The 24,965-nt window shown below is 61.3% G+C and carries 26 protein-coding genes and 1 other RNA gene; 11 read left to right on the top strand and 16 right to left on the bottom strand.

What is annotated here, in order from left to right; translation table 11 throughout:
* Positions 1-42 precede the first annotated feature (42 nt).
* The 4 genes from ASF13_RS09895 (at position 43) to ASF13_RS09910 (ending at position 5,335) form a co-directional block, all read left to right on the top strand.
* Entirely contained in the window at positions 43-1,176 is a 1,134-nt protein-coding gene (locus ASF13_RS09895) for an amidohydrolase/deacetylase family metallohydrolase (protein WP_056235516.1), read from the top strand.
* The gene (locus tag ASF13_RS09900; RefSeq protein WP_056235518.1) at positions 1,160-2,281 is read left to right on the top strand and encodes a DgaE family pyridoxal phosphate-dependent ammonia lyase; all 1,122 of its coding nucleotides are present in this window, start codon (positions 1,160-1,162) and stop codon (positions 2,279-2,281) included. Before ASF13_RS09895 ends, ASF13_RS09900 begins: the two co-directional genes overlap by 17 nt.
* Positions 2,278-3,018 (top strand): KDGP aldolase family protein, encoded by a 741-nt coding sequence (locus ASF13_RS09905; protein WP_056235520.1) that lies wholly within the window; start codon positions 2,278-2,280, stop codon positions 3,016-3,018. Before ASF13_RS09900 ends, ASF13_RS09905 begins: the two co-directional genes overlap by 4 nt.
* A 409-nt stretch (positions 3,019-3,427) precedes the next feature.
* Positions 3,428-5,335 (top strand): transcription antiterminator, encoded by a 1,908-nt coding sequence (locus ASF13_RS09910; RefSeq protein WP_056235523.1) that lies wholly within the window; start codon positions 3,428-3,430, stop codon positions 5,333-5,335.
* A gap of 48 nt (positions 5,336-5,383) precedes the next feature.
* On the opposite strand, the gene dolP is transcribed toward ASF13_RS09910, so the two are convergent.
* From dolP to ASF13_RS09930, 4 genes are read right to left on the bottom strand one after another with little or no spacing between them, the layout of a single operon-like run.
* Positions 5,384-5,956 (bottom strand): division/outer membrane stress-associated lipid-binding lipoprotein, encoded by a 573-nt coding sequence (dolP, locus tag ASF13_RS09915; RefSeq protein ID WP_056235527.1) that lies wholly within the window; start codon positions 5,954-5,956, stop codon positions 5,384-5,386.
* 9 nt (positions 5,957-5,965) lie between these two features.
* Positions 5,966-6,556 (bottom strand): DnaA initiator-associating protein DiaA, encoded by a 591-nt coding sequence (gene diaA, locus ASF13_RS09920; protein ID WP_056235528.1) that lies wholly within the window; start codon positions 6,554-6,556, stop codon positions 5,966-5,968.
* Positions 6,557-6,595: 39 nt separating this feature from the next.
* On the bottom strand, positions 6,596-6,988 hold the full coding sequence (locus ASF13_RS09925; RefSeq protein WP_056235531.1) for a YraN family protein: 393 nt from the start codon (positions 6,986-6,988) through the stop codon (positions 6,596-6,598).
* Positions 6,946-9,042, bottom strand: coding sequence for a penicillin-binding protein activator (locus ASF13_RS09930; protein WP_056235534.1), 2,097 nt, complete (start codon positions 9,040-9,042; stop codon positions 6,946-6,948). The genes ASF13_RS09925 and ASF13_RS09930 overlap by 43 nt, the downstream gene beginning before the upstream one ends.
* Positions 9,043-9,105: 63 nt before the next feature.
* Here ASF13_RS09930 and rsmI point away from each other — a divergent pair, with 63 nt between their 5' ends.
* The 4 genes from rsmI (at position 9,106) to ASF13_RS09945 (ending at position 11,508) form a co-directional block, all read left to right on the top strand.
* Entirely contained in the window at positions 9,106-9,969 is an 864-nt protein-coding gene (rsmI, locus tag ASF13_RS09935; protein WP_056235537.1) for a 16S rRNA (cytidine(1402)-2'-O)-methyltransferase, read from the top strand.
* A 32-nt stretch (positions 9,970-10,001) separates the two neighbouring features.
* An RNA gene (rnpB, locus tag ASF13_RS11550) (RNase P RNA component class A) lies at positions 10,002-10,379 on the top strand.
* Positions 10,380-10,685: 306 nt separating this feature from the next.
* The gene (locus ASF13_RS09940; protein ID WP_056235539.1) at positions 10,686-11,249 is read left to right on the top strand and encodes a hypothetical protein; all 564 of its coding nucleotides are present in this window, start codon (positions 10,686-10,688) and stop codon (positions 11,247-11,249) included.
* Positions 11,250-11,295: 46 nt separating this feature from the next.
* The gene (locus ASF13_RS09945; protein ID WP_056235542.1) at positions 11,296-11,508 is read left to right on the top strand and encodes a hypothetical protein; all 213 of its coding nucleotides are present in this window, start codon (positions 11,296-11,298) and stop codon (positions 11,506-11,508) included.
* A gap of 25 nt (positions 11,509-11,533) precedes the next feature.
* Here ASF13_RS09945 and ASF13_RS09950 read toward each other — a convergent pair whose 3' ends face one another.
* Positions 11,534-12,238: a pirin family protein gene (locus ASF13_RS09950; protein ID WP_056235545.1), complete on the bottom strand. Its 705-nt coding sequence runs from the start codon at positions 12,236-12,238 to the stop codon at positions 11,534-11,536.
* A 135-nt stretch (positions 12,239-12,373) separates the two neighbouring features.
* On the opposite strand from ASF13_RS09950, the gene ASF13_RS09955 reads away from it, so the two are divergent.
* Positions 12,374-13,276, top strand: a complete 903-nt coding sequence (locus ASF13_RS09955; RefSeq protein WP_056235548.1) for a LysR family transcriptional regulator — start codon at positions 12,374-12,376, stop codon at positions 13,274-13,276.
* Between the two features lie 21 nt (positions 13,277-13,297).
* Here the strand turns inward: ASF13_RS09955 and ASF13_RS25180 are convergent, their stop codons facing one another.
* The 11 genes from ASF13_RS25180 to ASF13_RS10005 all read right to left on the bottom strand — a co-directional run bounded on the left by ASF13_RS25180 (position 13,298) and on the right by ASF13_RS10005 (position 20,882).
* Positions 13,298-13,429 (bottom strand): hypothetical protein, encoded by a 132-nt coding sequence (locus tag ASF13_RS25180; protein WP_255354431.1) that lies wholly within the window; start codon positions 13,427-13,429, stop codon positions 13,298-13,300.
* Positions 13,430-13,565: 136 nt separating this feature from the next.
* Positions 13,566-14,552, bottom strand: a complete 987-nt coding sequence (locus ASF13_RS09960) for a glutathione S-transferase family protein (RefSeq protein ID WP_056235549.1) — start codon at positions 14,550-14,552, stop codon at positions 13,566-13,568.
* 122 nt (positions 14,553-14,674) lie between these two features.
* The gene (locus tag ASF13_RS09965; protein WP_056235552.1) at positions 14,675-15,067 is read right to left on the bottom strand and encodes a DoxX family protein; all 393 of its coding nucleotides are present in this window, start codon (positions 15,065-15,067) and stop codon (positions 14,675-14,677) included.
* Between the two features lie 207 nt (positions 15,068-15,274).
* Complete coding sequence (locus ASF13_RS09970; RefSeq protein ID WP_056235555.1) at positions 15,275-15,559, bottom strand: YqjK-like family protein; 285 nt, start codon at positions 15,557-15,559, stop codon at positions 15,275-15,277.
* Positions 15,559-15,951, bottom strand: a complete 393-nt coding sequence (locus ASF13_RS09975; protein ID WP_056235558.1) for a phage holin family protein — start codon at positions 15,949-15,951, stop codon at positions 15,559-15,561. The genes ASF13_RS09970 and ASF13_RS09975 overlap by 1 nt, the downstream gene beginning before the upstream one ends.
* A gap of 1 nt (position 15,952) precedes the next feature.
* Entirely contained in the window at positions 15,953-16,258 is a 306-nt protein-coding gene (locus ASF13_RS09980; protein ID WP_056235560.1) for a YqjD family protein, read from the bottom strand.
* A 44-nt stretch (positions 16,259-16,302) separates the two neighbouring features.
* Positions 16,303-16,674: a DUF1090 domain-containing protein gene (locus ASF13_RS09985; RefSeq protein ID WP_056235563.1), complete on the bottom strand. Its 372-nt coding sequence runs from the start codon at positions 16,672-16,674 to the stop codon at positions 16,303-16,305.
* A gap of 153 nt (positions 16,675-16,827) precedes the next feature.
* Entirely contained in the window at positions 16,828-17,208 is a 381-nt protein-coding gene (gene mzrA / locus ASF13_RS09990; protein ID WP_056235566.1) for an EnvZ/OmpR regulon moderator MzrA, read from the bottom strand.
* The gene (locus tag ASF13_RS09995) at positions 17,208-17,882 is read right to left on the bottom strand and encodes a DedA family protein (protein ID WP_056235569.1); all 675 of its coding nucleotides are present in this window, start codon (positions 17,880-17,882) and stop codon (positions 17,208-17,210) included. Before ASF13_RS09995 ends, mzrA begins: the two co-directional genes overlap by 1 nt.
* Before the next feature lie 561 nt (positions 17,883-18,443).
* Complete coding sequence (gene sstT, locus ASF13_RS10000) at positions 18,444-19,697, bottom strand: serine/threonine transporter SstT (RefSeq protein WP_056236373.1); 1,254 nt, start codon at positions 19,695-19,697, stop codon at positions 18,444-18,446.
* A 219-nt stretch (positions 19,698-19,916) separates the two neighbouring features.
* A complete protein-coding gene (locus ASF13_RS10005; RefSeq protein WP_056235571.1) occupies positions 19,917-20,882 on the bottom strand; it encodes a TerC family protein in 966 nt (321 codons plus the stop codon).
* Between the two features lie 357 nt (positions 20,883-21,239).
* On the opposite strand from ASF13_RS10005, the gene ASF13_RS10010 reads away from it, so the two are divergent.
* Together ASF13_RS10010 and ASF13_RS10015 are read left to right on the top strand one after the other, a co-directional pair.
* Positions 21,240-22,934: a chloride channel protein gene (locus tag ASF13_RS10010; protein WP_056235574.1), complete on the top strand. Its 1,695-nt coding sequence runs from the start codon at positions 21,240-21,242 to the stop codon at positions 22,932-22,934.
* A 330-nt stretch (positions 22,935-23,264) separates the two neighbouring features.
* Entirely contained in the window at positions 23,265-24,950 is a 1,686-nt protein-coding gene (locus ASF13_RS10015) for a hypothetical protein (RefSeq protein WP_056235577.1), read from the top strand.
* Positions 24,951-24,965 lie beyond the last annotated feature (15 nt).

Genomic DNA, 24,965 nt, shown 5'->3' on the forward strand with positions numbered 1-24,965 from the left:
CTGTCGTGCGGCGGCTCCGGCCGCCGCGCAGAGGAGAACACCATGTTTGATTTGATTATCCGCCGCGCCCGGCTCAGCGACGGCAGCCTGAGCGATATCGCCGTGCGTGAGGACAAAATTGCCGCCGTGGGCAGCGTGGCGGGCGACGCGCGGCGCGAGTGGGACCTGGCCGGGCGGGTGTGGCTGAGCGCCGGCTGGATCGACAGCCACGTGCACTGTTACCCGAAATCGCCGATCTACCACGACGAGGCGGATCGCATCGGCGTTGCCACCGGGGTGACCACGGTGATCGACGCCGGCAGCACCGGCGCTGACCAGGTCGATGACTTTTATCAGCTGACCCGGGGCTGCGACACCCGGGTGCTGGCGCTGCTGAATATCGCCCGCAGCGGCATTGAGACTCAGAACGAACTGGCCGATATGTCGCGTATCGACGGTGCGGCGGTGCAGGCCGCGCTGCGGCGGCTGCCGCAGTTTATCGTCGGCCTGAAGGCGCGCATCAGCAGCAGCGTGGTGGAGAGTAACGGCATCAGGCCGCTGGAGCGTGCCAAAACGCTCCAGCAGGAGAACGGCGGGCTGCCGCTGATGGTGCATATCGGCAACGCGCCGCCGGATCTGGATCAGATTGCCGGTCTGCTCGGGCGCGGCGACATCATCACCCACTGCTACAACGGCAAACCCAACCGCATTCTGACGCCGGCGGGCGAGCTGCGCGCCTCGGTACAACAGGCGCTGGCGCGCGGCGTGCGGCTGGACGTGGGCCACGGCAGTGCCAGCTTCAGCTTTGCGGTGGCGCAGGCGGCGATCGCCCGCGGCATCCTGCCGCACACCATCAGCTCCGATATTTACTGCCGCAACCGTCTGCACGGGCCGGTGCGTAGCCTGGCACACGTGATGTCGAAATTTCTCAACATCGGCATGACGCTGCCGCAGGTGATCGACTGCGTCACCGCCCATGCCGCTGACGGGCTGAGGCTGCAGGGCCGCGGCCGGCTGCAGCCGGGCATGGACGCCGATCTGACCCTTTTCGATCTGCGTTCTGAACCCTGCCTGTTTACCGACGCCGACGGCGAGATGCTGAACGGCGAGCGGCAGCTGGTGCCGCTCGCCGCCGTGGTCGGCGGGCAGATCTTTTTCACCGAACAAGGGGAGCACAGCCATGACTTCTGTTTATGAACACTACGGCTTAAAGCCGGTGATTAACGCCTCCGGACGCATGACGATCCTCGGGGTATCTACCCCGGGCGCGGCGGTGGTGGAGGCGGTTAATGACGGCCTCAGCCACTACTTTGAGATGAAAGACCTGGTGGACAAAACCGGCGCGTACATTGCCGGGCTGCTCGGTTGTGAAGATGCGCTGGTGGTCTCCTGCGCCTCGGCCGGCATTGCCCAGTCGGTAGCGGCGGTCATCGCCCGCGACGACGACTGGCTGCTCGACAACCTGCACAGCGCGCCGCTCAGCGTGCCGCATGAGATCGTGCTGCCGAAAGGCCACAACGTCAATTTCGGTGCCCCGGTGGGCACCATGGTGGCGCTGGGCGGCGGACGGCTGGTGGAAGCGGGCTACGCCAACGAATGCTCCCCTGCGCAGCTGGCCGCCGCGGTGACCGCCAGCACGGCGGCGATCCTCTATATCAAGTCGCACCACTGCGTGCAGAAAAGCCATCTCAGCGTGGCGCAGGCGGCAGCGGTGGCGCGTGAGCACGGCGTGCCGCTGATCGTCGATGCCGCTGCCGAAGAGGACCTGCAGGCGTACTACGCCGCAGGGGCCGATCTGGTGATCTACAGCGGGGCCAAAGCGATCGAGGGGCCGACCAGCGGGCTGGTGGTTGGACGGCAGCGTCATATTGCCTGGGTGAAACGCCAGTCGCAGGGCATTGGCCGGGCGATGAAGGTCGGTAAAGAGGGCATTCTCGGCCTGACCCGCGCGGTGGAAGAGTACCTGCAGCAGGAGAAGGTCAGCGGCGCGGCAATGGTGGAAAAAATGACGCCATTTATTGCGCAGCTTAACGGCCTGCACGGCGTGCAGGCGCGGGTGGTGTGGGACAGCGCCGGGCGCGATATCGCCCGCACCGAAATTCATCTGGATGAGGCGGCCATCGGCCGCAGCACCGCCGCGCTGGTGCAGGCGCTGAAAGAGGGCCGCCCGGCGATCTACTTCCGTGGCTACAAGGCCAACGAAGGCATCGTCGAGGTGGACGTGCGCAGCGTCAGCGCCGAACAGCTGCACACCCTTTATCTTGCTATCGCGTCACTGTTAACCGGAGAACACCAGGGATGAAACTGAGCCCCAATTTTTACCGTAATCGCGTCTGCCTGAACGTGCTGGCCGCCTCGCATCAGAACGCCCGCGACGTGTGGCAAGCGGCGGAGGGCTACGTGCTGGTCGGCGTGCTGTCAAAAAACTACCCCAGCGTACACGCCGCGGTGTCGGACATGCGCGAGTACGCGCGGCTGACCGATAACGCGCTGTCGGTCGGGCTGGGGGCGGGCGATCCTAAGCAGTCGGCGATGGTCAGTGAGATTGCTGCCCTGGTACAGCCGCAGCACGTCAACCAGGTGTTCACCGGCGTCGGCACCAGCCGGGCGCTGCTCGGCCAGCAGCAGACGCTGGTGAACGGGCTGATCTCCCCCAGCGGGCGGCCTGGCTGGGTCAACGTTGCCACCGGGCCGCTCAGCGCGCAGGCCGAACCGGCGTTGGTGCCGGTGGCCAGCGCCATCGCCATGCTGCGCGATATGGGCGGCAGCTCGGTGAAGTACTATCCGATGGGCGGCACGGCACGGCTGGATGAGTTCAGTGAAGTGGCGCGCGCCTGTGCGCAGCAGGATTTCTGGCTGGAGCCGACCGGCGGCATCGATCTGGCCAACTACGCCACCATTATGCAGATCGCGCTGGATGCCGGCGTCAGTAAAATCGTCCCGCATATCTACAGCTCGATCATTGACCCGGAAACCGGCCTGACCCGGCCGCAGGACGTGGCTGAACTGCTGAGGGTGACGCAGCAGCTGCTGAAGTAAGCCGTCCGTCAGGTGCCTGCCGGGAGACAGGGTGTTGTTTCCTCTGGCATCTGACAATGAATAGCGGTGGATGATTGCCGGTAATGGCTGCTGGGGGTAACGACGATGACTGGCGGCGGTATCCGGCAATGGCCGTTGGTGGTATCTGATGATGACTGACGGCGGTATCCGGCGATGGCCGTCGGTGGTATCTGACGATGACTGACGGCGGTATCCGGCAATGGCCGTTAGTGGTATCTGATGATGACTGACGGCGGTATCCGACTATCGCGGTCGGCGATACCTGGCGGTGCGCGGAGCGTGGCAGATCGCGTTTTAAGGATTTGCCACTATTTTCTCGGCGCGAATAAAGTTAGGCTGCCTTTCTCCTTCGTCTTCAACCCGCGTGGCACACTGGAAAAAGCACATCGTGAGATTCCCTAATCAACGTCTGGCCCGGCTGTTTGCCCTGCTGCAAAACGAGCCGCTGCCGCAGGATGAGCTGGCGCGGCGGCTGGCCGTCTCCACCCGCACCGTGCGCACCGATATCGCCGCGCTGAACCAGCTGATGGCCGATCACGGTGCCAGCCTGCAGCTCAATCGCGGCAGCGGCTATCAGCTGCAGATCGACGATGAGCGCCGTTTCCATGCGATGCTGCAAACCGCCGCGCCCGCTGCCGGCACGCCGCGCACCTCGGCCGACCGCGTGCTGCAGCTGTTGCTGCGTTTTCTCACCTCCGCCTTTGCGCTGAAGCTGGAAGATCTGGCCTGTGAGTGGTTCGTCAGCCGCAATACGCTGCAGGGGGATATGGCGGAGGTGCGCGAGTGGCTGGGCCGCTATGAGCTGACGATTGAGAGCCGGCCGCGTTTCGGCATGAAGCTGTTCGGCCCTGAGCGGGCGATCCGCAGCGGCCTGACCGATCTGCTCTATCAGCACAGCAGCGCCGGGCCCTTACCGCCGACGCTGAGCGCGGCGCTCGACGACCAACGGCTGGCAGCCGTGCAGCCGCTGCTGCACCAGGCGTTGCTGCACTCCGGACTTAGGGTCTGCGATGACGGTGAGCGCTACCTGCGGCTCTACTGTGCGCTGGCGGTACAGCGGCTGGCGGCGGGTTGCCCGTTAAACGAGGCGATTGCTACCGAGGTGGATGATGACGTGCAGCAGGCGGCACGTCAGCTTGCCGCGCTGCTGCAGCCGCTGGCGGGCAGGGTGCTGCCCGCCGCCGAAGAGGCCTGGCTGCGGGTGCAGCTGGCGGCGCGACGCATCGGCGAGCTTGCCGCCGGGACGATCGGTGCCGATGACGATGAGCTGCTGGTCGACTATCTGCTGCGCTACATCAACGAGCGCTATAACTTTGCCCTGCAGCACGACCGGCAGCTGCGCGCCGATCTGCTGACCCACGTTAAAACCCTGATCACCCGCCTGCGTTATCAGATCGCCATTCCGAATCCGCTGCTCGACAACATCAAGCAGCACTACCCGCTGGCGTACGACATTACGCTGTCGGCGGTGACCAGCTGGAGTAAACATACCCCTTACCGCGTCAGCGAGAATGAGGTCGGTTTTCTGGTGCTGCACATTGGCGTCGGGCTTGAGCGTCACTATCAGGTTGGCTATCAGCGTCAGCCGCAGGTGATGCTGGTCTGCGACAGCGGCAACTCCACCCTGCGCATGCTGCAGGCGATGCTGCTGCGGCACTATCCGCAGCTGGTGGTACAGGAGATGATCACCTGGCGCGATTATGAACAGCTGACGACGGTGGAGGCGGATTTTGTGGTCTCTACCGTGCGGCTGGAGGAGAAAGAGAAGCCGGTGGTGGTGGTCGATCCGTTCCCCAGCGACTATCAGCTGGAGCAGCTGGGCAAGCTGGCGCTGCTGGATCGCACCCGCCCCTGGATGCTGGAGAAATACTTCTCAGAACGGCACTTCCTGCGGCTGGAGCAGCCCGTTGCGCGCAGCGAGCTGTTTCGCCAGCTGTGCGATCGGCTGCAGCAGGATGGGGTGGTGGATACGGCCTTTTACCCCTCAGTGGAGGAGCGCGAAGCCATCGTCAGCACGCTGCTCGGTGAGGGCATCGCGCTGCCGCACGCGCTGGGGCTGCAGGCGCAGCGCAGCTGCGTCTATACCGTGCTGGCCCCGCAGGGGATCGCCTGGGGTGACGAAACGGCCTATGTGATCTTCCTGCTGGCGATCAGCAAGGAGGACTATGAGCAGGCGATGGCGATCTACGAGCTGTTTGTCACCTTTGTCCGCGAACGCGCCACGCTGCGGCTGCGCGACTGTGCCGACTTTGCCAGCTTTAAGACGGTAGCGATGGAGTGCTTAAGCCGGCTGTAAGCCCGGCAGATCGGCTTACGGGGCCAGCCGCTGCCGGCCCCGGGAGGATTATTTCAGAATGGTGAAGGCGGTGGTGACGTGCTTCACGCCGCTGACGCGGCTGGCGATATCGGCCGCGGCTTTGGCTTCTTCACTGGTCACCAGGCCCAGCAGGAACACCTCACCGTTCTCGGTGGTCACCTTCACGTTAGAAGATTTCACCTGGTCGCTGCCCAGCAGCTGCGAACGCACCTTGGTGGTGATCCAGGTATCGGACGAGGCGGTGCCGAAGCTGGCCTTATTGCCGGTACGGATCTCGTTATAGACCTCGGTCGCGCCATCGACGCCAACGGCGATCTGTTTGGCACGGCTGGACAGCTCGGCGTTCGGCGACTGGCCGGTCAGCAGCACTTTGCCCTGATAGGCGGTGGCGACGATGCGGGCGTTCTGTTTGATCTGCTCATCTTTCGACAAGGCGTTGGTCACGCGCAGCTCCAGCGTGCCGTCATCAACCTGGGTGCCAACGGAGCGCGGGTCGGTCGCGCTTTTGGTGGCGACGGCCGCGCTGCCAACCACGGCCGCCACGCAGCCCTGCAACAGTAGCGCGGTCAGAATCACGGCACCGGCAGATAATATTTTCATTTGATCTCCTTAAACATCCTGGTGGGGGAACAAGGTGTTGTCGATTAAATCGCACAGGCAGTTCACGGTTAACATATGCATCTCCTGAATCCTGGCACTGCGGTGCGAAGGAATGCGGATCTCCACGTCCTGTGGCCCGAGCAGGCCCGCCAGCTCGCCGCCATCGTGGCCGGTCAGGGCAATAATGGTCATATCACGGGTGACCGCGGCTTCCACGGCTTTCACAATATCGCGACTGTTGCCGCGGGTTGAGATCGCCAGCAGGATATCGCCGGGCTGGCCGAAAGCGCGTACCTGCTTGGCATAGACCTCATCATGCAGGCGATCGTTCCCTATCGCCGTTAACAACACGTTATCGGCGCTCAGCGCGATCGCCGGCAGGCTCGGGCGCTCGCTTTCAAAACGGTTAATCAGGCTGGCAGCAAAATGCTGGGCATTGGCGCTGGAGGTTCCGTTGCCACAGCTCAGGATTTTGTTGCCATTCAGCAGCGACTGCACCAGGGTCATCGCCGCGCGGGAGATGGCGTCTGGCAGGGCCTCTGCGGCCGCAATCTGGGTTTGGATACTTTCGGTAAAGCAGACTTTAATTCTTTCCAGCACAGTGTTCACCTGGTTAATTGGGCCCGTGAATTCAGGCTCTTATTCCGCCGTAAAGGCATTCGCCAGCCATTCGACCTGTTCACCGGTGATGGCAACCACGTCAAAACGACAGCTGGCGCTGGTAAAACTCAGCCCGCGCCCGTGCAGCCACAGCGCCGCGGCCTTCAGCAGCTTGAGCTGCTTGCTGCGGGTGACGCTGGCCGCCGCGCCGCCGAAGCGGTCTGAGCGGCGATAGCGCACCTCGACAAAGACCCAACACTGCTTATCCCGCATGATCAGGTCAATCTCACCGCTGCGGTAGCGCACGTTGGCGGCGACGAAGCGCAGCCCTGCCTCTTCCAGCAGGCGGCGCGCCTGACGTTCCCGCGCCGCGCCCTGCTGCTGCCGGGTCAGGACACCGGCACCACCTGCCCCTGACGATACTGGTTCCATATTAACTTCCTGTTAATCACGCAATCCTGGCTGGCGCTCAGCGTACCGGTGTTGCCTTTGAGCTGGAAGCCCGGCAACTGGCGCATTTCGCTGAAGTGGTTGGCCAGCGTCCAGGCATCAATGCCCATCGCGTACAGCCGCACCAGCGAGTAATCGTTGTTAAAGTTCCTTGCCGCCTGCTGCATCAGCGCCGGGTTAGCGCCGGACAACAGCGGAATATCGCTGTACTGCAGGCCATCCATCTCCAGACGATAGTCCGGGCCGGCACCGGCCTGATTGCTGCGCGAGCTGGCGTACAGACCCACATTATCACGACTGCTGACGCGCATGGCGATCATCGGTTTAATCAGCGCCAGTTCGTCCGGGGTGGCGATGATATAGACCGAGTCGACGCTGCTGCTGCTATTGCTGCCGCCGTCGGTAACCGGGCCTGGCTGGGTCAGCCCCTGCGGTGCCGGCAGGGTCAGGCCGGCGACGCTGACCGCCTGGGTCGGTTCAGGCTGAACGTCAATCGGGGTGCCGCTCAGGCGGATACCCGCGCCGCTGTTGATCCCCTGTTTCAGCTCGGCGCTCGAGCCAAACTGCTGCTGCAGGACGGTGGCGCCGCCCAGCTTCTGCCATTCGCGGCTGAAGGCCACCTTAACCCGATCGCCGAGACCGCTGCGCGGTACCAGCAGCAGCGGGGCGCGTTTGCCCTGGTCCCACATATGATGGGCGGCATCGCGCGCTTCGTCTTCAGGAGAAAGCGCAAAATAGCAAAGATTCGGACGGTTCTGGATGGTGCCCGGCTCGTTCAGCGCCAGCACGTTCAGCGGCGTCTGGCTGTTTGCCAGATCTTCCACCTGGTTTTTCAGCAGCGGGCCGACCACCAGGGTGGCGCCGTCGGTCTGCGCCTGGCTCAGCAGCGGGGCCACCGGCTGGCTGCCGGTGTCATAAACCTGTAACTGGGTGCTGGATGAAGGCGCGGCCACGCTGCTGCCTGCCTGTGGATTAGCGGGCGCGTTGCCGCTGTTGCCTGCGGTCTGAAGCGCATCGCCCGCTGCGGCAGTCGTGTCACCGTTAGCGGATTGCGCGCTGCCGTCCACCGGTGCGGCGGACGGGCTGACCACCGCACCGGCATCAGCGGCAGCGGGTTGGGCATCTGCTGCCTGCACCGGGGCCTGCGCCTGCGGCGCGGTGCTCTGCGCCAGCAGGCCGTTTTTCGCGTCGTTAAAGCCCTTCTGAATGGCGCTGGCAAACACCTGCGCCTGGCCGCTCAGCGGCAGCAGCAGGGCGATTTTGCCGGTGGAGGCCGGCTGATAATTCTGCACCTGGCTCAGTGCGGAAGGCAGCATTTTTGCCGCCGGGTTGTAAGGGTAACGGGTCTGCCAGTCGCTGATGCCGGCTTTCAGCATATCCGGATCGCTGCTGTTGGCGCGGTAAACGCCCAGCAGATCCAGCCAGCCCTGCAGCACGTTCTCATTGGCGTTGATGGTCAGAGTATTCATCTGTTGCTGGCTCAGCTGCGTCAGCGCCTGCCAGGTAGCATCAATATTTTTCTGCTTGTCCGCCGGACTGCCAAGCAGCGGCTCCTGGGCGATATAGGCCCGCAGCAGATCCAGCGACGGCTGCCCCTGGCCTGCGGCGATCTGCAGCTGGTAATAGCGCGCCAGCTGATCTTTCGACAGCGCCGACGGATCGATCTGCTTCAGCTGTGCGGCGGCGGCCTGGCTGTTTTGCTGTGCGGTGCTCAGCTGAGCGCGCAGCAGCAGCACTTCCTGGCTCTGGGTGCTGCTTAGCTGCTGCGGCAGCTGTGACAGCTGATCGTTAGCGACGGGCAGCTTGCCTTCGTTCAGCAACGCTCTGATTGCGAGTAATTGCCAGTTAACCTTGTTATCATCTGCACTTTGCTGCATCTGCTGCAGGTAATAGTCTGAGGTGCCGGTGGCCGCGCCCTGGACATCCGCCGGGGGCGTTTGCGGGGTGTTACCGGTACAACCGGCAAAAATCAGTGCTGCCAGCAGCAGCGGGGCAATGCGCCCGGCTTTGCTGTGAATTACTTTCGAAGGAAGCATACTGTATCCAGTGATGTTTTTTTTCAAGATGCTCAATATTAAATCGGCAATTCGGATCAAACAATGAAACAACACGATCGGGCAGAGATTTCTGCCAGCACGCTCTATATCGTTCCCACACCGATTGGTAACCTGGGTGATATCACCCAGCGGGCCCTGGCGGTGCTGGCAGGCGTCGACCTGATCGCAGCGGAAGATACACGTCATACCGGGCTGTTGCTACAACATTTCGCCATCAATGCGCGGCTGTTCGCACTGCACGATCATAATGAACAGCAGAAGGCGGAGACGCTGCTGGCGAAGCTGCAGGACGGTCAAAGCATAGCGCTGGTTTCCGATGCCGGCACGCCGCTGATCAACGATCCGGGCTATCACCTGGTGCGCCTGTGCCGTGAAGCCGGCATCCGCGTGGTGCCGCTGCCGGGTGCCTGTGCGGCGATTACCGCGCTCAGCGCGTCCGGGCTGCCCTCGGATCGCTTCTGCTATGAAGGCTTCCTGCCAGCCAAAAGCAAAGGCCGTTGTGATGCGCTGCGCGCCGTGCTGGAAGAGCCACGCACGCTGATTTTTTATGAGTCGACCCACCGCCTGCTCGACAGCCTGCAGGATATGGTGACGGTGCTGGGTGCTGAACGCTACGTGGTGCTGGCGCGGGAAATTACCAAAACCTGGGAGTCGATTCATGGTGCGCCGGTGGGCGAGCTGCTGGCGTGGGTGCAGGAGGATGAGAACCGCCGCAAGGGCGAGATGGTGCTGATCGTCGAAGGCTTCCACGCCGAAGAGGAGGCGCTGCCGCAGGAGGCGCTGCGCACGCTGGCGCTGCTGCAGACCGAGCTGCCGCTGAAAAAAGCGGCAGCGCTGACCGCCGAAATCCACGGCGTGAAGAAAAATGCCCTGTATAAGTACGCGCTTGACCAGCAGGGTGAGTGACAAGCCACAGAAAACCCTATACACTGCGCGCCGAAGCTGACCAGACAGTCGCCGCTTTGTTGCCGTCCCCTTCGGGGAGACAGACAAAGGGGAGGAAAGTCCGGGCTCCATAGGGCAGGGTGCCAGGTAACGCCTGGGGGGCGCAAGCCCACGACCAGTGCAACAGAGAGCAAACCGCCGATGGCCCGTGTAAACGGGATCAGGTAAGGGTGAAAGGGTGCGGTAAGAGCGCACCGCGCGGCTGGTAACAGTTCGCGGCACGGTAAACTCCACCCGGAGCAAGGCCAAATAGGGGTTCACAAGGTACGGCCCGTACTGAACCCGGGTAGGCTGCTTGAGCCAGTGAGCGATTGCTGGCCTAGATGAATGACTGTCCACGACAGAACCCGGCTTACCGGTCAGCTTCAACTCATTCAGTATAAAAACCCGCTTCGGCGGGTTTTTTGCTTTTCCGCCGGATGAATGACTGTCCACGACACTCTTCATGAAAGAAGGTGGTCAGTCGTTATTGACTGCATTTTCAGAGAAAACCTATCTTCAGCAGAGGATTTCCTTCGCGAGATACTGCACAGATTATTAATGTAACCGCCACTTTTCATTAATGTCTTGCGATGCCTCTTCAGGTTATGAAATCTGCCGGCAGAACAGGCTTGCCCCCCTCAACTTACGCATTAGTATCGCTCTGAAAGCCCCCTTCATCAGAGAGAACGGCGGATATGGATATCAGAAATATTGCCAGGCAAACCCTCAACGTAGCCAATTCGGTATTCATCCGGCTTGGCTACGCCATTCACGTGCGCCGGTTTACCATTGAGGATATGGCCTGGTGTATCCACTTGAGTCGTAGTCAACCTGAGGAACGTCAGTTGCCCTGGGATACCAGCGGGGCGGCGTTAACTGACGCGAATGCGTTTAATTTTAGCTTCTCATTAGTCGATGCAGAGAACAAACCTGCTGCTGCTTGTTTTACTCGATTTTGCCCGCCTGATGGGCCGCCTCCAGCCATGTTGAATATAGATATGGTGCAAAATTTTCACCTGCGGGATTCAGTTCTGGATGGAAATACGTTTAGCTTTGTTCTGCTGGTTGCCACTTTGTTTATGGCGGAGACCGATTGCAGCGGCCTGCGTTTGATCTCGCCGATTAACGAGCAGGTGGCGAGTTACTACATCGATCAACACGGATTCAAAGATATTTCAGGGAATAAGCTCATTCTGTATCGCGAAGCGGATGCGCTTTTTCGCTGGTTGCAGCAGGGCACAGATAAGCATTGTGACTGACTGAAAAACGAGCAATAATCTGAGCGTAATCATAACAGGAGGTTATATGGCATCGCAGATTCGTACAGAGGAAACAATGTCTGCTAAACCTTACAGGGTGCATGCTCGCATGCTCAGGCTCAACGGCGAGCTGACAGAAAGAGTCTTCACTTCTGATGAGATTGATCGGCTCACCCCGCCAGGGAAACCGATCACGGCTTCTCGTGAGGAAGTTCTTGCTGTCATTTTTCAGGCTGCAAAAAATCTTACCCATTCCTGAGGCGACACCGCTGTCGCCTGTCTGCTTACACCGGCAAATCAATCACCAGCGCACGCAGCGGCGTTTCGGCGGTTAAGGTCACGCTGGCCTCTTCGTGCAGAAACGCGCCGTCGCCGCAGGTCAGCGCCTCGCGCTGACTGGGGTGGCCGCTGGCCTGCAGCGAGCCGTGAATCGACTGCAGATAGGCGCGCTGGCCGTGCAGCGGCAGGGTGTGGCTCTCGCCGGGCTGCAGCACCAGATGGTGCACCCACACCTGCTGGCGCAACTGCAGGCTGCCGTGGCTGCCGTCCGGTGAAGCCAGTAACGTATAGCGCTGCCGGTCGGAAACGGCGATGCGCTGCAGTGCGCCACTCTCTTTTTCCGGGCAGGCGTCCAGCCACAGCTGCAGCCGCGTCAGGCTGCGGTCTTTACTGATATTATGTTCGCTGTAGCTGACCCCCGCCTGGGTGGCCAGTAACAACGCTTCGCCCGCCTGCGCCTGCTGCGTGTTGCCTTCGCTGTCGCGGTATTCCGCTTCGCCCTGCAGGATCAGGTTAAGCACATCAACGCGCGGGTAGCTGCGCGGTTGGAAGGAAGCCCCTGGTGCCAGCACTTCCTGGTTCAGCACGCGCAATGACGCGTAGCCCAGTAATTTTGGATCGAAATAGTGGCCAAAGGAGAAGGTGTAACGCGCCTGCAGCCAGCCAAAATCGGCTTTACCACACTGTTTTTCTGTCCGGCTGGTGATCATCGTCTCTCCTCCTCGTGCTCGTTTATTACCCGAATTCGCCCGGGGGTTATAGCCTGTAATGGTAAGTTTCTGGACGACGGATTGTAAGCCAGTTAATCTGCTGCCCATATTCAAAATTCCTGACAGAGAATCGTTATGGCTAAAGATCGTGCTCTGACGCTGGAAGCGTTGCGGGTAATGGATGCTATCGACAGGCGCGGCAGCTTTGCTTCGGCGGCGGATGAGCTGGGCCGGGTACCCTCCGCGCTCAGCTACACCATGCAGAAGCTGGAAGAGGAGCTGGACGTGGTGCTGTTTGACCGCTCCGGCCACCGCACTAAATTTACCAACGTCGGGCGCATGCTGCTGGAGCGCGGACGGGTGCTGCTGGAAGCCGCCGATAAGCTGACCACCGATGCCGAAGCGCTGGCGCGCGGCTGGGAAACTCACCTGACCATCGCCACCGAGTCGCTGGTGGCGACCGATCTGCTGTTCCCGCTGGTAGAGCGGCTGGCGGAAAAAGCCAACACCCAGCTGTCGCTGATGACCGAAGTGCTGGCCGGCGCGTGGGAACGGCTGGAGCAGGGACGGGCGGATATCGTCATCGCACCGGATATGCATTTTCGCGCCTCCTCGGAGATCAACACCCGCAAGCTGTACACCCTGATGAGCGTTTATGTCGCCAGCGCCGATCATCCGATCCATCTGGAGCCGGAGCCGCAGGCGGAGAGCACCCGGGTGAAATATCGCGGTATTGCGGTGGCCGATACCGCCCGCGAACGTCCGGTGCTGACGGTGACCCTGCTGGATAAGCAGCAGCGACTGACGGTGAGCACCGTAGAAGACAAGCGCCGCGCGCTGCTGGCCGGGCTTGGCGTCGGCACCATGCCGTACAGCATGGTCGAGCAGGATATTGCCGAGGGGCGTCTGCGGGTGGTCAGTGCGGAATATACCCGTGAGGTGGATATCATTATGGCCTGGCGACGTGACAGCATGGGGGAAGCCAAAGCCTGGTGCCTGCGCGAGATCCCGAAGCTGCTGGCGAAGCGCTCAGGCTAACCGGCCGGCACCCGCTGGTTTTCAGTGCTCAGCACTCTGCTGGGCGTGTTCGATGTTGTTGAAGTGAGAGAAGGTCTGGTAATAGTAGTGGCCGACAAAGCCAATCCAGACCAGCATAATCACAGCGGCGCAAACGGACAGGGTTTTGATCATAGCAAAGCTCCGTGGCAGGTCTGCCGGTTGAGATAAGGGGTGTTTACCTCAACTAAGGTACGTAACCGTGCGGAGCAAAGCGTTGTGCCAGATCAAAAAAGCGTGCCGGGGCGCGGGCGATCGCCCCGGATGCTAATTAAGGAAAGCGCTCGTCGCGGCCGTGCGGCTCATCCCAGTCAAACGCCGGGCCCAGCGAAATCACGCCGCTCGGGTTAATGGTTTTATGGCTGCGGTAGTAGTGATGGCGGATATGCGCCAAATCCACCGTTTCGGCGATGCCCGGCAGCTGGTAGATCTCGCGCAGGAAACCGTTCAGGTTCAGGTAGTCACTGATACGGTGGCGATCGCATTTGAAATGGGTTACGTACACCGGGTCAAAACGCACCAGCGTGGTCCACAGCCGCAGGTCCGCTTCCGTCAGGCGATCGCCGGTCAGATAACGGGTTTGTCCGAGGATCTGCTCCAGACGTTCCAGCGAGGCAAACAGCGCGGTGACCGCCTCATCGTAGGCCGGCTGGCTGGTGGCAAATCCGGATTTATAGACGCCGTTGTTGACCGTGTCGTAGATCCAGCCGTTCAGCTCATCAATCTGCGCCTGCAGATCGTCCGGGTAGTAATCGCCGGCCCGCGCGCCCACGCCGTCAAAGGCGCTGTTCAGCATGCGGATAATATCGGCGGATTCGTTGCTGACGATGGTGTGCTGCTGTTTATCCCACAGCACCGGCACGGTGACGCGGCCGGTATAGGTCGGCTCGGCGTGCAGATAGAGCTGATAGAGATATTCATTCTGATACAGGCTGTCGCCAGTAGCGGCCGGGAAATCCTCATCAAAGGTCCAGCCGTTCTCCAGCATCAGCGGATGCACCACCGAAACGGAGATCGTCTCTTCCAGCCCTTTCAGCTGGCGCATAATCAACGTGCGGTGCGCCCACGGACAGGCGAGGGAGACGTACAGGTGGTAACGACCGGCTTCAGCCTTAAAACCGCCTTTACCGTGCGGGCCGGCTTCGCCATCGGCGGTTACCCAGTTGCGGAAAATCGCTTCTGAGCGCTTAAAGCGCCCGCCGGTCGATTTGGTGTCGTACCAGGTATCGTGCCATACGCCTTCGATTAACTGTCCCATACTTACTCCCTAAAAAAATAAAGGGGCAGGGAGTAACCCCCGCCCCGACTTCTTCAAGTGTAGACCTCGTCCGGCCGGAATGGCACCTGCCTGTTAAGGCTGCTCTGCCCGGCTGCGGCGGTTTACCACTTTTTACCCAGCAGGCGGTCGATGCTGTAAGCGCCAGGGCCGGTGATGGCCAGCAGCAGGAAACCACCGGCAATGCTGAAGTTCTTCATAAACATAATTGAGTTCGCGCCTTCCGCAAAGTTAGCGTGGAACAGCAGCGCGGTCAGCACGGTGAACACGGCGGTGATCAGCGCGGTGGTGCGGGTGAAGAAACCGAACAGAATCGCCAGGCCGCCACCGAACTCCAGCAGGATGGTCAGCGGCAGGAAGAAGCCCGGTACGCCCATCGCTTCCATATACTGCTGGGTGCCTGCATAGCCGGTGATCTTGCCCCAGCCTGCTACGATGAACAGAACTGGCATCAGGATACGTGCGACCAGGAAACCTGCATCTTCTAATTTTTTCATTTTAATCCTCAACAACAATAGGGGGGTCGCACTGTCTGTTTGACCTGATTTAGCCCGGCCTGACGCTGTCTTAGCTTTCAGTGCTGGTCGTTGAGGTGGATATTACTGGTGAGTCTGACGCATTGTAAGCGAGATAATTCGTCGAAGTTGTTCAGGAAATTTGCAGAGGGGATAAAAGCGCGGCCGCGTGGTGTTTGCGGCCGGCCATTAGCGGCGGGGAATGACGTTGCGCACCATGCGCCAGGTGCTCCATGCGCCCAGTCCACGCCGTGCCCAGCGGGTGATAAAGCGCGGGTTACGCACCGACCAGATAGCCAGCACGCCGCTGCCGATCGCCAGATAGCGTTTGGCGCTGAGCAGCGCCAGCCAGCCGTGATCGTAACGGGTGGTGCTCTCCAGCCAGGCCTTACGCCCGGCGCTGAGGTCGAGGCGCTGTTGATACACCTTACGCAGCAGTTCGGCTTTACGCTCGCGGCGTTCACGGCTGGACATTAGTCATCCTCCAGCAGCTTGCGATCGGTGCTCAGCTCCTTCCGGGTGGCGCTGAGCAGGGTCGAACGCCGCGACTTGGCCAGCGTCCACAGGCCGAAAATTAGCGCCAGCGCGAACAGCACGCCGGTGGTAATGGCAATCGCCATCAGCCGGTACTGTGCATCGACCGCCCAGATAATCAGCACCATCAGGCTCATCAACCCAAAGGCGGTAAACAGCATGGTCAGGCCGATCATCAGCAGCATCTGGATAAGGTTGGCTTTCTCCTCTTCCAGCTCAACCACCGCCAGCCGCACGCGGGTTTCCACGATGCCAACCAGCGTAGTAACGATACGCTGGCCGACGTTAATGACCCCCTGGCCGGGGCCGTGGCTTTGCTGACGGTCTGCCATATCAGCGACGGGTCAGCAGCACACCCAGCACCACGCCAATGGCGGCACCGATACCGACGCTGGTCCACGGGTTGTCGCGGACGTAGACATCGGTGCGCTCTGCCGCTTCACGGGTGCTCTGGGCAATACGGTCGCCGGACTCACCGAGGCGGGCACGGGTGTCTTTCAGCGCGCTTTGCGCCTTGCTGCGCAGCTTGTCCAGTTCGGCCTTCGATTTTTCGCCGGAGGTGCTAAGCACCTCGTCCAGGGTATCGGCAAGGTTTTTCAGCTCGGCGCGCAGATGTTCTGAGGTGGTATCTTTAGACATAAAACACTCCTGATGAGTAATCGGTATTTAGCCAGCGCTGTGCCTTAATAGGGGGCAGCCTGAACGTCCTTCAGCTCGCGTTGAGCCTCAGCCAGTTTTTTCTCACGTTTGGCGATCTTCTTCCGATCGCCACCCTCCGCCCGCTCCTGTTTCAGCTCCTGCTCGCGTTCGGATACCTTCTGCTGATGTTCCTTAATCTTCTGCTGGTGTGCAGCCCGCACGCTGGCATCGGAACAGTTAGCCCGCGTTTCGGTCAACGCCCGCTCCAGCCCGCTAACCCGGTGCGGGTTATTATGCTGGCGCGCAATATCAATTTCATGCTGAATGGCCTGCTCTTTCTGCTGGCACAGACCGGCGGCCTGCGTGAGCGAGGTGAGGCTAAGCAGAACGGCAGCGAGGATCGGTCGAGTGATCATGGATAAGATTCCTTTCTTTAGCGATACCTGCTAACGGCATCGGATTACTGATACAGGGAAATAGCGAGTGGTGGTCAGTAAAGCATAGACAGAAAACCAGAAAAGCTCAAAAAGTCGGGAGAAATAGCCACCGCAGGAGGGCGGCCAGGTGATTCAGGTCCGCAGGTTCAGGCGACCAAACCAGCGCGTGGTGGTCGTTGCCTCGGGGTGGTCAATGGCGAAACCGAACGGCAGCAGTTCGCGCAGCACTTTCTCGGCCGCCAGGCTCTGCTCCTGAGAGTCGAATTTGATCACCAGCGTATTCTGCTCCGGAGTGATGCTTTTTATGCGGATACCCTGTGCGCTGAGCGACTGATAGACGTAAAAGCCATCCGGTGGGCTGCTGCCCTGCCGTGAGCTGCGGATCTGCAGCGAGCTGTCGGTGCGGAACAGCGCCGGCATCAGCGTCAGGCCGAGCAGCGCTACCCCGGCCAGCAGCAGCCAGGGGGCCAGCCGCAGCGAACGCGCGGAGAGGCGGAAAAAGGGCCAGCGCATCACTGGCCCCCTGCTTTAGGAGAGGACTGTTTTTTTCGCCACAGCACGTACAGTGAGCCAAACAGGCCGCAGACCAGCAGCACCAGCGGCAGCAGCATCAGGCAGATCATCAGCTGATCTTCATACTTGCGAAACAGCGGCGTTTTCCCCAGCGCAAAACCGAGCACGGTAAGGATCAGCACCCAAAGCAGTCCGCTCATCCAGTTAAAGAACTGAAAACGGGCGTTGCTGAGGCCGGACAACCCGGCGATGGTCGGCAGCAGCGTGCGCACAAACGCGATAAAGCGGCCGATCAGCAGGGCCGACAGGCCATGCCGGTGGAACATCTGATGCGCCCGCTGATGATACTGAGCGGGCAGATGCGCCAGCCATTTTTGCACCAGCGGGGTGTTACCGAGCCAGCGGCCCTGAATATAGCTCACCCAGCAGCCGAGGCTGGCCCCGGTGGTCAAAATAAGCAGCGTCAGGGGGAAGCTCATGGTGCCCTTGGCGATCAGCACGCCGACCAGAATCAGCAGACTGTCTCCGGGCAGAAAGGCGGCCGGCAGCAGGCCGTTTTCCAGAAACAGGATCATAAACAGCACGAAGTAGAGCGTCCAGACCAGCGACGGATCGGCCAGGGTGACATAATCCTGCTGCCAGAGCGCGTGCAGTAAATCTTTAAAAATATCCATCAACAGTCCTGAACATCATAATGGGCCCGATTTCCGGCAAGCTGGCACGCTGAATTAATCGTTTTTTTGGGTGCGCCATTGCCAGCTGAGGGGCGGCTGAACACGCGTGTTTTAGCACAATGGGCCGCTTGCTTAACCCGGACATTGCGGGTGAGTAACGGCAAATAACTGTAACAAATTTAAGCAGAGCTGGACAGGATGAAACGCCAGTCTGGTGATGTTTTACCGTTGTGCGCAGCGGATGTGAAAGAGCTTTACACAGGCTGACATAATTGGACGAATGCTGACCCCGGGCGCTGAAAAGTGCCACTTATTCGCGCTGCAACTGTCGACCCTACGCAACGGGCCGTTTTTTACAAAGTCAGCGGCGAATCTGCCGTGGCAAAGCCGCTGCCCGCTATACCGGCCAGCGTCCGGAGGGTAGCGGTCGCAGGGTGGGGATGCGGCCCGTGGGCCGGCAGGAAATTCAGCGGCAGGAACCGGCAAACGTGCAGGTCTGGCGGCGGAGATGAGGTCCGGCATCAGAGAGCGGGCCGCAGGGCGGCGGCCCCGGGCGTGCGATTACTGCTGAGAACGTACCAGCGCCTGAGCGTTGCGGCGATCTTCGGCCTGGCAGGCCGCCGCACAGAACAGAATATCGGCGGAAGAATTCAGCGCCGTCTCTGCGGAGTCCTGCAGCACGCCGATGATAAAGCCGACCGCGACCACCTGCATCGCCACATCGTTCGGAATGCCAAACATGTTACAGGCCACCGGGATCAGCAGCAGCGAGCCACCGGCCACGCCGGACGCGCCGCAGGCGCAGATCGAGGCCACCAGGCTCAGCAGGATCGCGGTGCCGACGTCAACGTGGATGCCCAGCGTGTTAACCGCGGCCAGCGTCAGCACGGTGATGGTGATTGACGCGCCGGCCATGCTGATATTGGCCCCGATCGGGATCGATACCGAGTAGGTGTCTTCATCGAGGTTCAGCTTCTTCGCCAGCGCCATATTTACCGGGATATTGGCGGCCGAACTGCGGGTGAAGAAGGCGGTTACGCCGCTTTCACGCAGGCACATAAACACCAGCGGATAGGGGTTGCGGCGGATCTGCCACCAGACCAGAATCGGGTTGAACACCAGCGCCATCAGCAGCATACAGCCGAGCAGCAGGCCGAGCAGATGGGCGTAGTCCCACAGTGCGTCAAAGCCGGTCGAGGCGAGGATCGAACCCACCAGGCCAAAAATGCCGATCGGCGCGAAGCGGATCACGATGCGCACCAGCCGGGTCACCGCATCGGACGCGTCGTTGAGGAAGGTGCGGGTGCTGGCGCTGCTGTGGCGGAAGGCAAAGCCGAGGCCGATCGCCCACACCAGGATGCCGATATAGTTAGCCTTCATCAGCGCTTCAATCGGGTTAGAGACCATGCTCATCAGCAGGCCGTGCAGTACCGCCATAATGCCGCTCGGCGGCGTGATCTCCACCGCGGCCGTCGACAGCGTCAGGTTCTGCGGCAGCAGATGGCTGGCGACCACCGCCACGATGGCGGCAAAGAAGGTGCTGAGCAGATACAGCATCACGATCGGGCGAATATTGGTTTTCGTCCCCTGCTGATGGTTAGCGATCGAAGAGACCACCAGCACCAGCACCAGCAGCGGGGCGACCGCCTTCAGGGCGCTGACGAACAGCTCACCCAGCAGGCCCACCGCCAGCGCATTGCTTTTCGAGAACCAGGCCAGGGCGATACCCGCCAGCAGGCCAATCATAATCTGAGTTACCAGGCTACCCTGCAGCAGGCGCTGAATCAGGCCGCCGCCACGTTTTTCAGTTGGCATAATTTTTAGAATCACTGTGGTAATGAATGTCAGCCGCCCGGCAGTTCAATGACGGGAGCATGAGGTGTTTGCGCAGGGGAGTATAAGGAAATGTACGTGCAGGGAAAGGGATAATTCGCGATATCTCGCCTCTGTAACGGCAATTTTGTGCATAAACCGCGCAGAATATGCGGTTAAAACGTTTAAGGGCCGCAACTGCGGCCCTCATTTAATGCGGGCTTATCGCCCGGCCTGACGGTCGTTGCGGTGGTTAACCCAGGCGTTAATCAGCAGCGTCAGCGCCAGAATACCGCCCACCACGCCCAGCGAGATGGCGATCGGGATATGGAACAGGTCGACGATCAGCATTTTCACGCCGATAAACACCAGAATCAGCGACAATCCGTACTTCAGCATTGAGAAGCGCTCGGCCACGTTGGCCAGCAGGAAGTACATCGCGCGCAGGCCAAGGATGGCAAACAGGTTTGAGGTCAGCACGATAAACGGGTCGGTGGTCACCGCGAAGATCGCCGGGATACTGTCAACGGCGAAGATCACGTCGCTCAGCTCGACCATAATCAGCACCAGCAGCAGCGGCGTGGCGTACAGCAGGCCGTTCTGCCGCACGAAGAACTTCTCGCCCTCGATTTTATCGGTCATCCGCAGGTGGCCGCGCAGCCAGCGTACCAGCGGCTTATCGCCGATGGCGTTATCATCCTCTTTCGCCAGCGCCATCTTAATCCCGGTAAACAGCAGGAAGGCGCCGAACAGATAGAGCAGCCAGCTGAACTGGGTCACCAGCCAGCTGCCGGCGAAGATCATAATGGTGCGCAGCACGATCGCGCCCAGCACGCCGTAAATCAGCACCCGGCGCTGCAGCGCGGCGGGTACCGCAAAGTAGCTGAACAGCATCAGCCAGACGAAGACGTTATCCACCGCCAGGGCTTTTTCAATCAGATAACCGGTGAGGAACGCCAGCGCCTGCGCATCGGCAACTTCGCGGCCGGCGGTGGTGGTGAGATACCACCAGAAGGCGGCGTTAAACAACAGCGAAAGGGTCACCCAGACCAGCGACCAGGCGGCGGCCTGTTTCATGGTCATGGTGTGCGCGCCGCGTTTGCCCTGCAGCAGCAGGTCGACGGCCAGCATAATTACCACCACCACGGCAAAGGTGCCCCAGAGCAACGGCGTACCTACAGTATTCATATGCGTATCCCGTAAAAACAAATGGCTGACATCGGAAGACGTCAGCCACAGTGGTGTTAATGCTGTAAGCAGACCTCGCCTTCCGGCAAGGTCTCACTTACAACACAGGATCAGAATCTGCCTGGGTTGCCCGGTAACCGGGTGCGTGAGCACCGTAGTGACGATTAGCCGGCAATGAAGTTACTCCCCTTTGCTAAAAATGAAGATAGGTGAGCGCAGGAGGAAGGTCAATTGCGCCCGGCAATATTTAGAAATATTTACAGGGCGGTTCAGCGCGGCGCGGCGCGGGTGATTTGATTTTTTGCCCCGGCTCTTTCAGGATAGGCGCAGAGCGGATTTGACCCCTGAGGGAGCATCATGAGCGCGGGCAGTAAACATGCACTGAACTGGACCAGTTTGCTGGTGGCGATCCCGGTCGGGCTGGTCGCCTCGCTGGTGACGCTGGGCTTTCGCGAGGCGATCGCGCTGATTAACGCCGTGGCCTTTCGCGGCGGCGGTGAGGATATCACCCGCGCGATGCAGGTCTGGCCGTGGTACAGCTGGCCGCTGATCGTCGGCATCGGCGGCGTGATTGCCGGATTTTTCCTGCGTTATGCCACGGCGCTGGAGCAGAAAGAGACGCGGCGCACCGACTATCTGGAGGTGATTAACGCGCGGCTGGACGCGGTGCCGGCGCGCACCTCGCTGTTTCGCAGCCTCTCCTCGCTGGCCAGCATCAGCAGCGGGGCGTCGCTCGGGCGTGAGGGGCCGATGGTGCAGCTGTCGGCGCTGAGCGGCAGCCTGATGGGGCGCTGGCTGTTCCGTTCGCTGCCGCTGAAGAACAGCGACCTGGTGGCGATGGCCGCCGCCGCCGGCCTTGCTTCCGTCTACCATGCGCCGCTGGCGTCGGCGATTTTTGTCGCCGAGATCGCCTTTGGCATCTCGGCGATGCAGCGGCTGATCCCGCTGATTATCTCCGCCGGAGCGGCGGTGCTGACCATGTGGTTGCTCGGCTACCGCTCCGCCATCTACCCGTTTTCTCACGCCCAGTTTGACCTCACCCCCGGCAGCATCGGCCTGACGCTGCTCACCGGGTTGCTGGCCGGGTTGCTCGGCTGGGCGCTGCTCAGCCTGATCGGCCTCAGTCGCCGCGGCTTCAGCCATATTGCCAGCCTGCCGCTGCGGCTCGGGCTGGGCGGCCTGCTGGTGGGCGGGCTGGCCATCGGCAGCACGCAGATCCTCGGCAACGGCTATGAAGTGATCGTGCGGGTGATGGCCGGCGACTTCCTGCTGCCGGTGCTGCTGATGCTGCTGCTGTTAAAAATGCTGGCGACGGCTATCTCCGTCGGCTCCAGTGCGGTAGGCGGGCTGTTCACCCCGGCGCTGCTGACCGGTGCGCTGGCCGGCGAAGCGCTGGCGCTGGTTGCCGCCGCGCTGGGGCTGCCGGTAGGCAACGCCGAAGTCTTTGCCGCTATCGGCATGGGCGCGGTGCTGGCCGCGGTCAGCCAGGCACCGCTGATGGCGATGCTGATGGTGCTGGAGATGACGCTGAACAGCAGCCTGCTGTTCCCGTCGATGATCGCCTGCGTGCTGGCCTCAATGATCGCCTGGCAGCTGCACGCCGGCAGCACCTACCCGGTTATCGGCCGCCACTTCAGCCGATCGGACGCCAAGTTCGACTTTGATAACGGCATCATCGCGCAGTTCATCGTTCCCGGCGCGGCGCTGACCCCGGAGGACTCGGTCGGCAAGGCGCTGGCGGTCAGTTCGATCAAGCGGGAGCGGTTCGTCTATGTGGTCAGCCACGCCGGGGCGTTTCTTGGCGTGGTATCGATCCACGATATTTCCCACAAGGTGCTGGATAAGGAGATTACCCTGACCTCCCCGGTCAGCTGCGTGATGGACAGCCAGTTCCCGACCGTGTTCGCCAGCCAGACCATCCGCGAGGGCTGGGAAGCCTTCGCCGAGGTGACGCTGGAGCGCCTGCCGGTGCTGAACAATCCGACCGAGCGCACGTTCCTCGGCGCGCTGACCAAAACCAGCCTGATCCAGAAGGCGCGCGACTTTATCTGACGCACGGCCAGTACCGCAGGCAGCACCGGCCGAAGCGTTGCTGCCCGTGGCGCTGACCGGCGTTGCTGCATTCAGCGGCGCGACCTGTCCGTTGTAATCCACCTTCCGCAGCACGCCAGCCGACGGCTAATTAGCTGCATGATCCTGCAATTGAACGCGGAGTCAGGCGGTTGTTTCATTTTCCCTGCCAGACACGGCATTTATCATCAAAAATTGTTTTCCGGCTGGTGTGTCGTACAGGCGTTGTGGCCTGGCGGTTTTTTACCTGGGGTCAGGATCACGGCACAATGAGGATAAATGGGTTAATTCAGCGGTGTTTTCGGGGAAAAAATGAAAAAGATAGCCATTATCGGCAGCAGCGGCGGCAACCTCTATAACCTCGGCGGGGCCGATCCGGCTAAGCTGCTGGCGGAGATCTATGCCCAGTGCGCCGCGGCCGGCATGACCGTGGCGGCGGTGCAGTTTATCGCCGCCGAGGCCTCGATGGACGGGGTGAAAGCCGCCACGCCCGCCGCGCTGTGGACGCTGCCGGCCGGGCATGACCTCTCCTCAGTAGCGGATAGCGGGCAGAGCTTCACGGCAGGAGAGGCCGCTCTGCCTGACGGTGACAGCCGCGCATCGGCGCGCGGCTACCGTGATTCGGCCGCACCGCAGCGCAGCTTCAGCGGCACGCTGGCAGCCGTGAACGCAGCGGCAGCGGCAACGGACGTGGCGATCGCGCAGCAGATCCGTGACGGGCAGATCGACGGCCTGATGGTGATGAGCGCCGACCCCCAGGGAGCCAACCGGGAAGCCCTGCAGGCCGCGGCAGCAACCCGGCTGCCGATCGTCGGCACCGGCGGCACCTCGATGGCGCTGATCGCGGCGGCCAACGCCAACGTGGTTGCCGTCTCCGGCACCATCGGCACCACCAGCCGCACCCGCGCGGTGTCGTTTGTGGCCTGCCTGGCAAAGCACTGGGGTATTAAATACCGCCCCGACCTCGGCGGCAGCCCCTCCGGCAGCAGCGCCTCCGGTAAAAGCCTGCTAAAGCGCTTTAACATCCGCGGCATTATGCTGCCCGCGCTGCCGGGCTTTATCGCCATGGCGCTGGTGCTGGCCGCCAGCCATATTCCGGGGCTGGAAAAGCTCAACGACATCTTTGAAATCCTGCTGAAAGGCCTGCCGGTGCTGGTGGCGGTGCTGGCGGCGAAACAGATCTCTGAACTGGATGAAGTTTCGATCGTCTCCGGCGTCATTGCCGGGGTGCTGTCGGTCGAAGGCGGTATTCTCGGCGGCATTATCGGCGGGGTGCTGGCGGGGATCTTTGTGCGTTACCTGTTTGAACTGTGCCTGAACTGGCGCTTCCCGATGACCACCGTCAATATCGTCGCCGGGGGGATCTCCGGGCTGGCGGCCGGGCTGATTATGCACTATCTGCTCAGCCCGCTGGCGCTGATCGCCGGTGACGCAATCAAGCTGGCGATTGCGGAAACCCTGGCGTTCAGCCCGCTGCTGGCCGGGCTGATTGCCGGGCTGGTGATCTGGCCGGCCATACTGGCGGGCGTCTACCACGCAGTGATCCTGCCGCTGGTGCTGCTGGAGATGGAAAAATCCGGCGTCAGCTTCCTCGGTGCGGTGGATATGGTCGGGCTGGTGATGGTCGCCGCCGGCATCAACCTGGCGAACGTCATCGCCCCGCGCGAGCGCAGCGAGGCGGCGGTCGCCACGCCGGGCCTGATGATTAACCTCGGCTTTGGCACCTTCGTCGAGTCCGCCTATCCGTTTATGTTCGCCAACAAGGTGGTGTTCTGCTCGGCGATCCTCTGGTCGGGGCTGGGGGGCATGCTGCTGGGTTACTTTAACGTCAAGGGGGTGGCCTACGTACCGGCCTTCGCCTCACCGTTCGTCTCGAATAACGCGCTGTATATGGCGATGGTGATGACGCTGGTGATGGTGCTGACCTGCATCAGCACGCTGGTGGCGAACCGCTTTAAGGCGGTGGCGAAGAAAGAGGCCGGGGCACCGGCTGCCTGAAGGCTGACGGTGCTT

The sequence above is a fragment of the Erwinia sp. Leaf53 genome, from assembly GCF_001422605.1.
Lineage (GTDB): Bacteria > Pseudomonadota > Gammaproteobacteria > Enterobacterales > Enterobacteriaceae > Erwinia.

What these genes read in the sequence shown, in the direction of transcription:
- ASF13_RS09895 (WP_056235516.1), top strand. Translation starts at nt 43, where the DNA reads ATGTTTGATTTGATTATCCGCCGCGCCCGGCTCAGCGACGGCAGCCTG.
- ASF13_RS09900 (WP_056235518.1), top strand. Translation starts at nt 1,160, where the DNA reads ATGACTTCTGTTTATGAACACTACGGCTTAAAGCCGGTGATTAACGCC.
- ASF13_RS09905 (WP_056235520.1), top strand. Translation starts at nt 2,278, where the DNA reads ATGAAACTGAGCCCCAATTTTTACCGTAATCGCGTCTGCCTGAACGTG.
- dolP (WP_056235527.1), bottom strand. Translation starts at nt 5,956, where the DNA reads ATGAAAATATTATCTGCCGGTGCCGTGATTCTGACCGCGCTACTGTTG.
- ASF13_RS09925 (WP_056235531.1), bottom strand. Translation starts at nt 6,988, where the DNA reads ATGGAACCAGTATCGTCAGGGGCAGGTGGTGCCGGTGTCCTGACCCGG.
- ASF13_RS09930 (WP_056235534.1), bottom strand. Translation starts at nt 9,042, where the DNA reads ATGCTTCCTTCGAAAGTAATTCACAGCAAAGCCGGGCGCATTGCCCCG.
- rsmI (WP_056235537.1), top strand. Translation starts at nt 9,106, where the DNA reads ATGAAACAACACGATCGGGCAGAGATTTCTGCCAGCACGCTCTATATC.
- ASF13_RS09940 (WP_056235539.1), top strand. Translation starts at nt 10,686, where the DNA reads ATGGATATCAGAAATATTGCCAGGCAAACCCTCAACGTAGCCAATTCG.
- ASF13_RS09945 (WP_056235542.1), top strand. Translation starts at nt 11,296, where the DNA reads ATGGCATCGCAGATTCGTACAGAGGAAACAATGTCTGCTAAACCTTAC.
- ASF13_RS09950 (WP_056235545.1), bottom strand. Translation starts at nt 12,238, where the DNA reads ATGATCACCAGCCGGACAGAAAAACAGTGTGGTAAAGCCGATTTTGGC.
- ASF13_RS09955 (WP_056235548.1), top strand. Translation starts at nt 12,374, where the DNA reads ATGGCTAAAGATCGTGCTCTGACGCTGGAAGCGTTGCGGGTAATGGAT.
- ASF13_RS25180 (WP_255354431.1), bottom strand. Translation starts at nt 13,429, where the DNA reads ATGATCAAAACCCTGTCCGTTTGCGCCGCTGTGATTATGCTGGTCTGG.
- ASF13_RS09960 (WP_056235549.1), bottom strand. Translation starts at nt 14,552, where the DNA reads ATGGGACAGTTAATCGAAGGCGTATGGCACGATACCTGGTACGACACC.
- ASF13_RS09965 (WP_056235552.1), bottom strand. Translation starts at nt 15,067, where the DNA reads ATGAAAAAATTAGAAGATGCAGGTTTCCTGGTCGCACGTATCCTGATG.
- ASF13_RS09970 (WP_056235555.1), bottom strand. Translation starts at nt 15,559, where the DNA reads ATGTCCAGCCGTGAACGCCGCGAGCGTAAAGCCGAACTGCTGCGTAAG.
- ASF13_RS09975 (WP_056235558.1), bottom strand. Translation starts at nt 15,951, where the DNA reads ATGGCAGACCGTCAGCAAAGCCACGGCCCCGGCCAGGGGGTCATTAAC.
- ASF13_RS09980 (WP_056235560.1), bottom strand. Translation starts at nt 16,258, where the DNA reads ATGTCTAAAGATACCACCTCAGAACATCTGCGCGCCGAGCTGAAAAAC.
- ASF13_RS09985 (WP_056235563.1), bottom strand. Translation starts at nt 16,674, where the DNA reads ATGATCACTCGACCGATCCTCGCTGCCGTTCTGCTTAGCCTCACCTCG.
- mzrA (WP_056235566.1), bottom strand. Translation starts at nt 17,208, where the DNA reads ATGCGCTGGCCCTTTTTCCGCCTCTCCGCGCGTTCGCTGCGGCTGGCC.
- ASF13_RS09995 (WP_056235569.1), bottom strand. Translation starts at nt 17,882, where the DNA reads ATGGATATTTTTAAAGATTTACTGCACGCGCTCTGGCAGCAGGATTAT.
- sstT (WP_056236373.1), bottom strand. Translation starts at nt 19,697, where the DNA reads ATGCCAACTGAAAAACGTGGCGGCGGCCTGATTCAGCGCCTGCTGCAG.
- ASF13_RS10005 (WP_056235571.1), bottom strand. Translation starts at nt 20,882, where the DNA reads ATGAATACTGTAGGTACGCCGTTGCTCTGGGGCACCTTTGCCGTGGTG.
- ASF13_RS10010 (WP_056235574.1), top strand. Translation starts at nt 21,240, where the DNA reads ATGAGCGCGGGCAGTAAACATGCACTGAACTGGACCAGTTTGCTGGTG.
- ASF13_RS10015 (WP_056235577.1), top strand. Translation starts at nt 23,265, where the DNA reads ATGAAAAAGATAGCCATTATCGGCAGCAGCGGCGGCAACCTCTATAAC.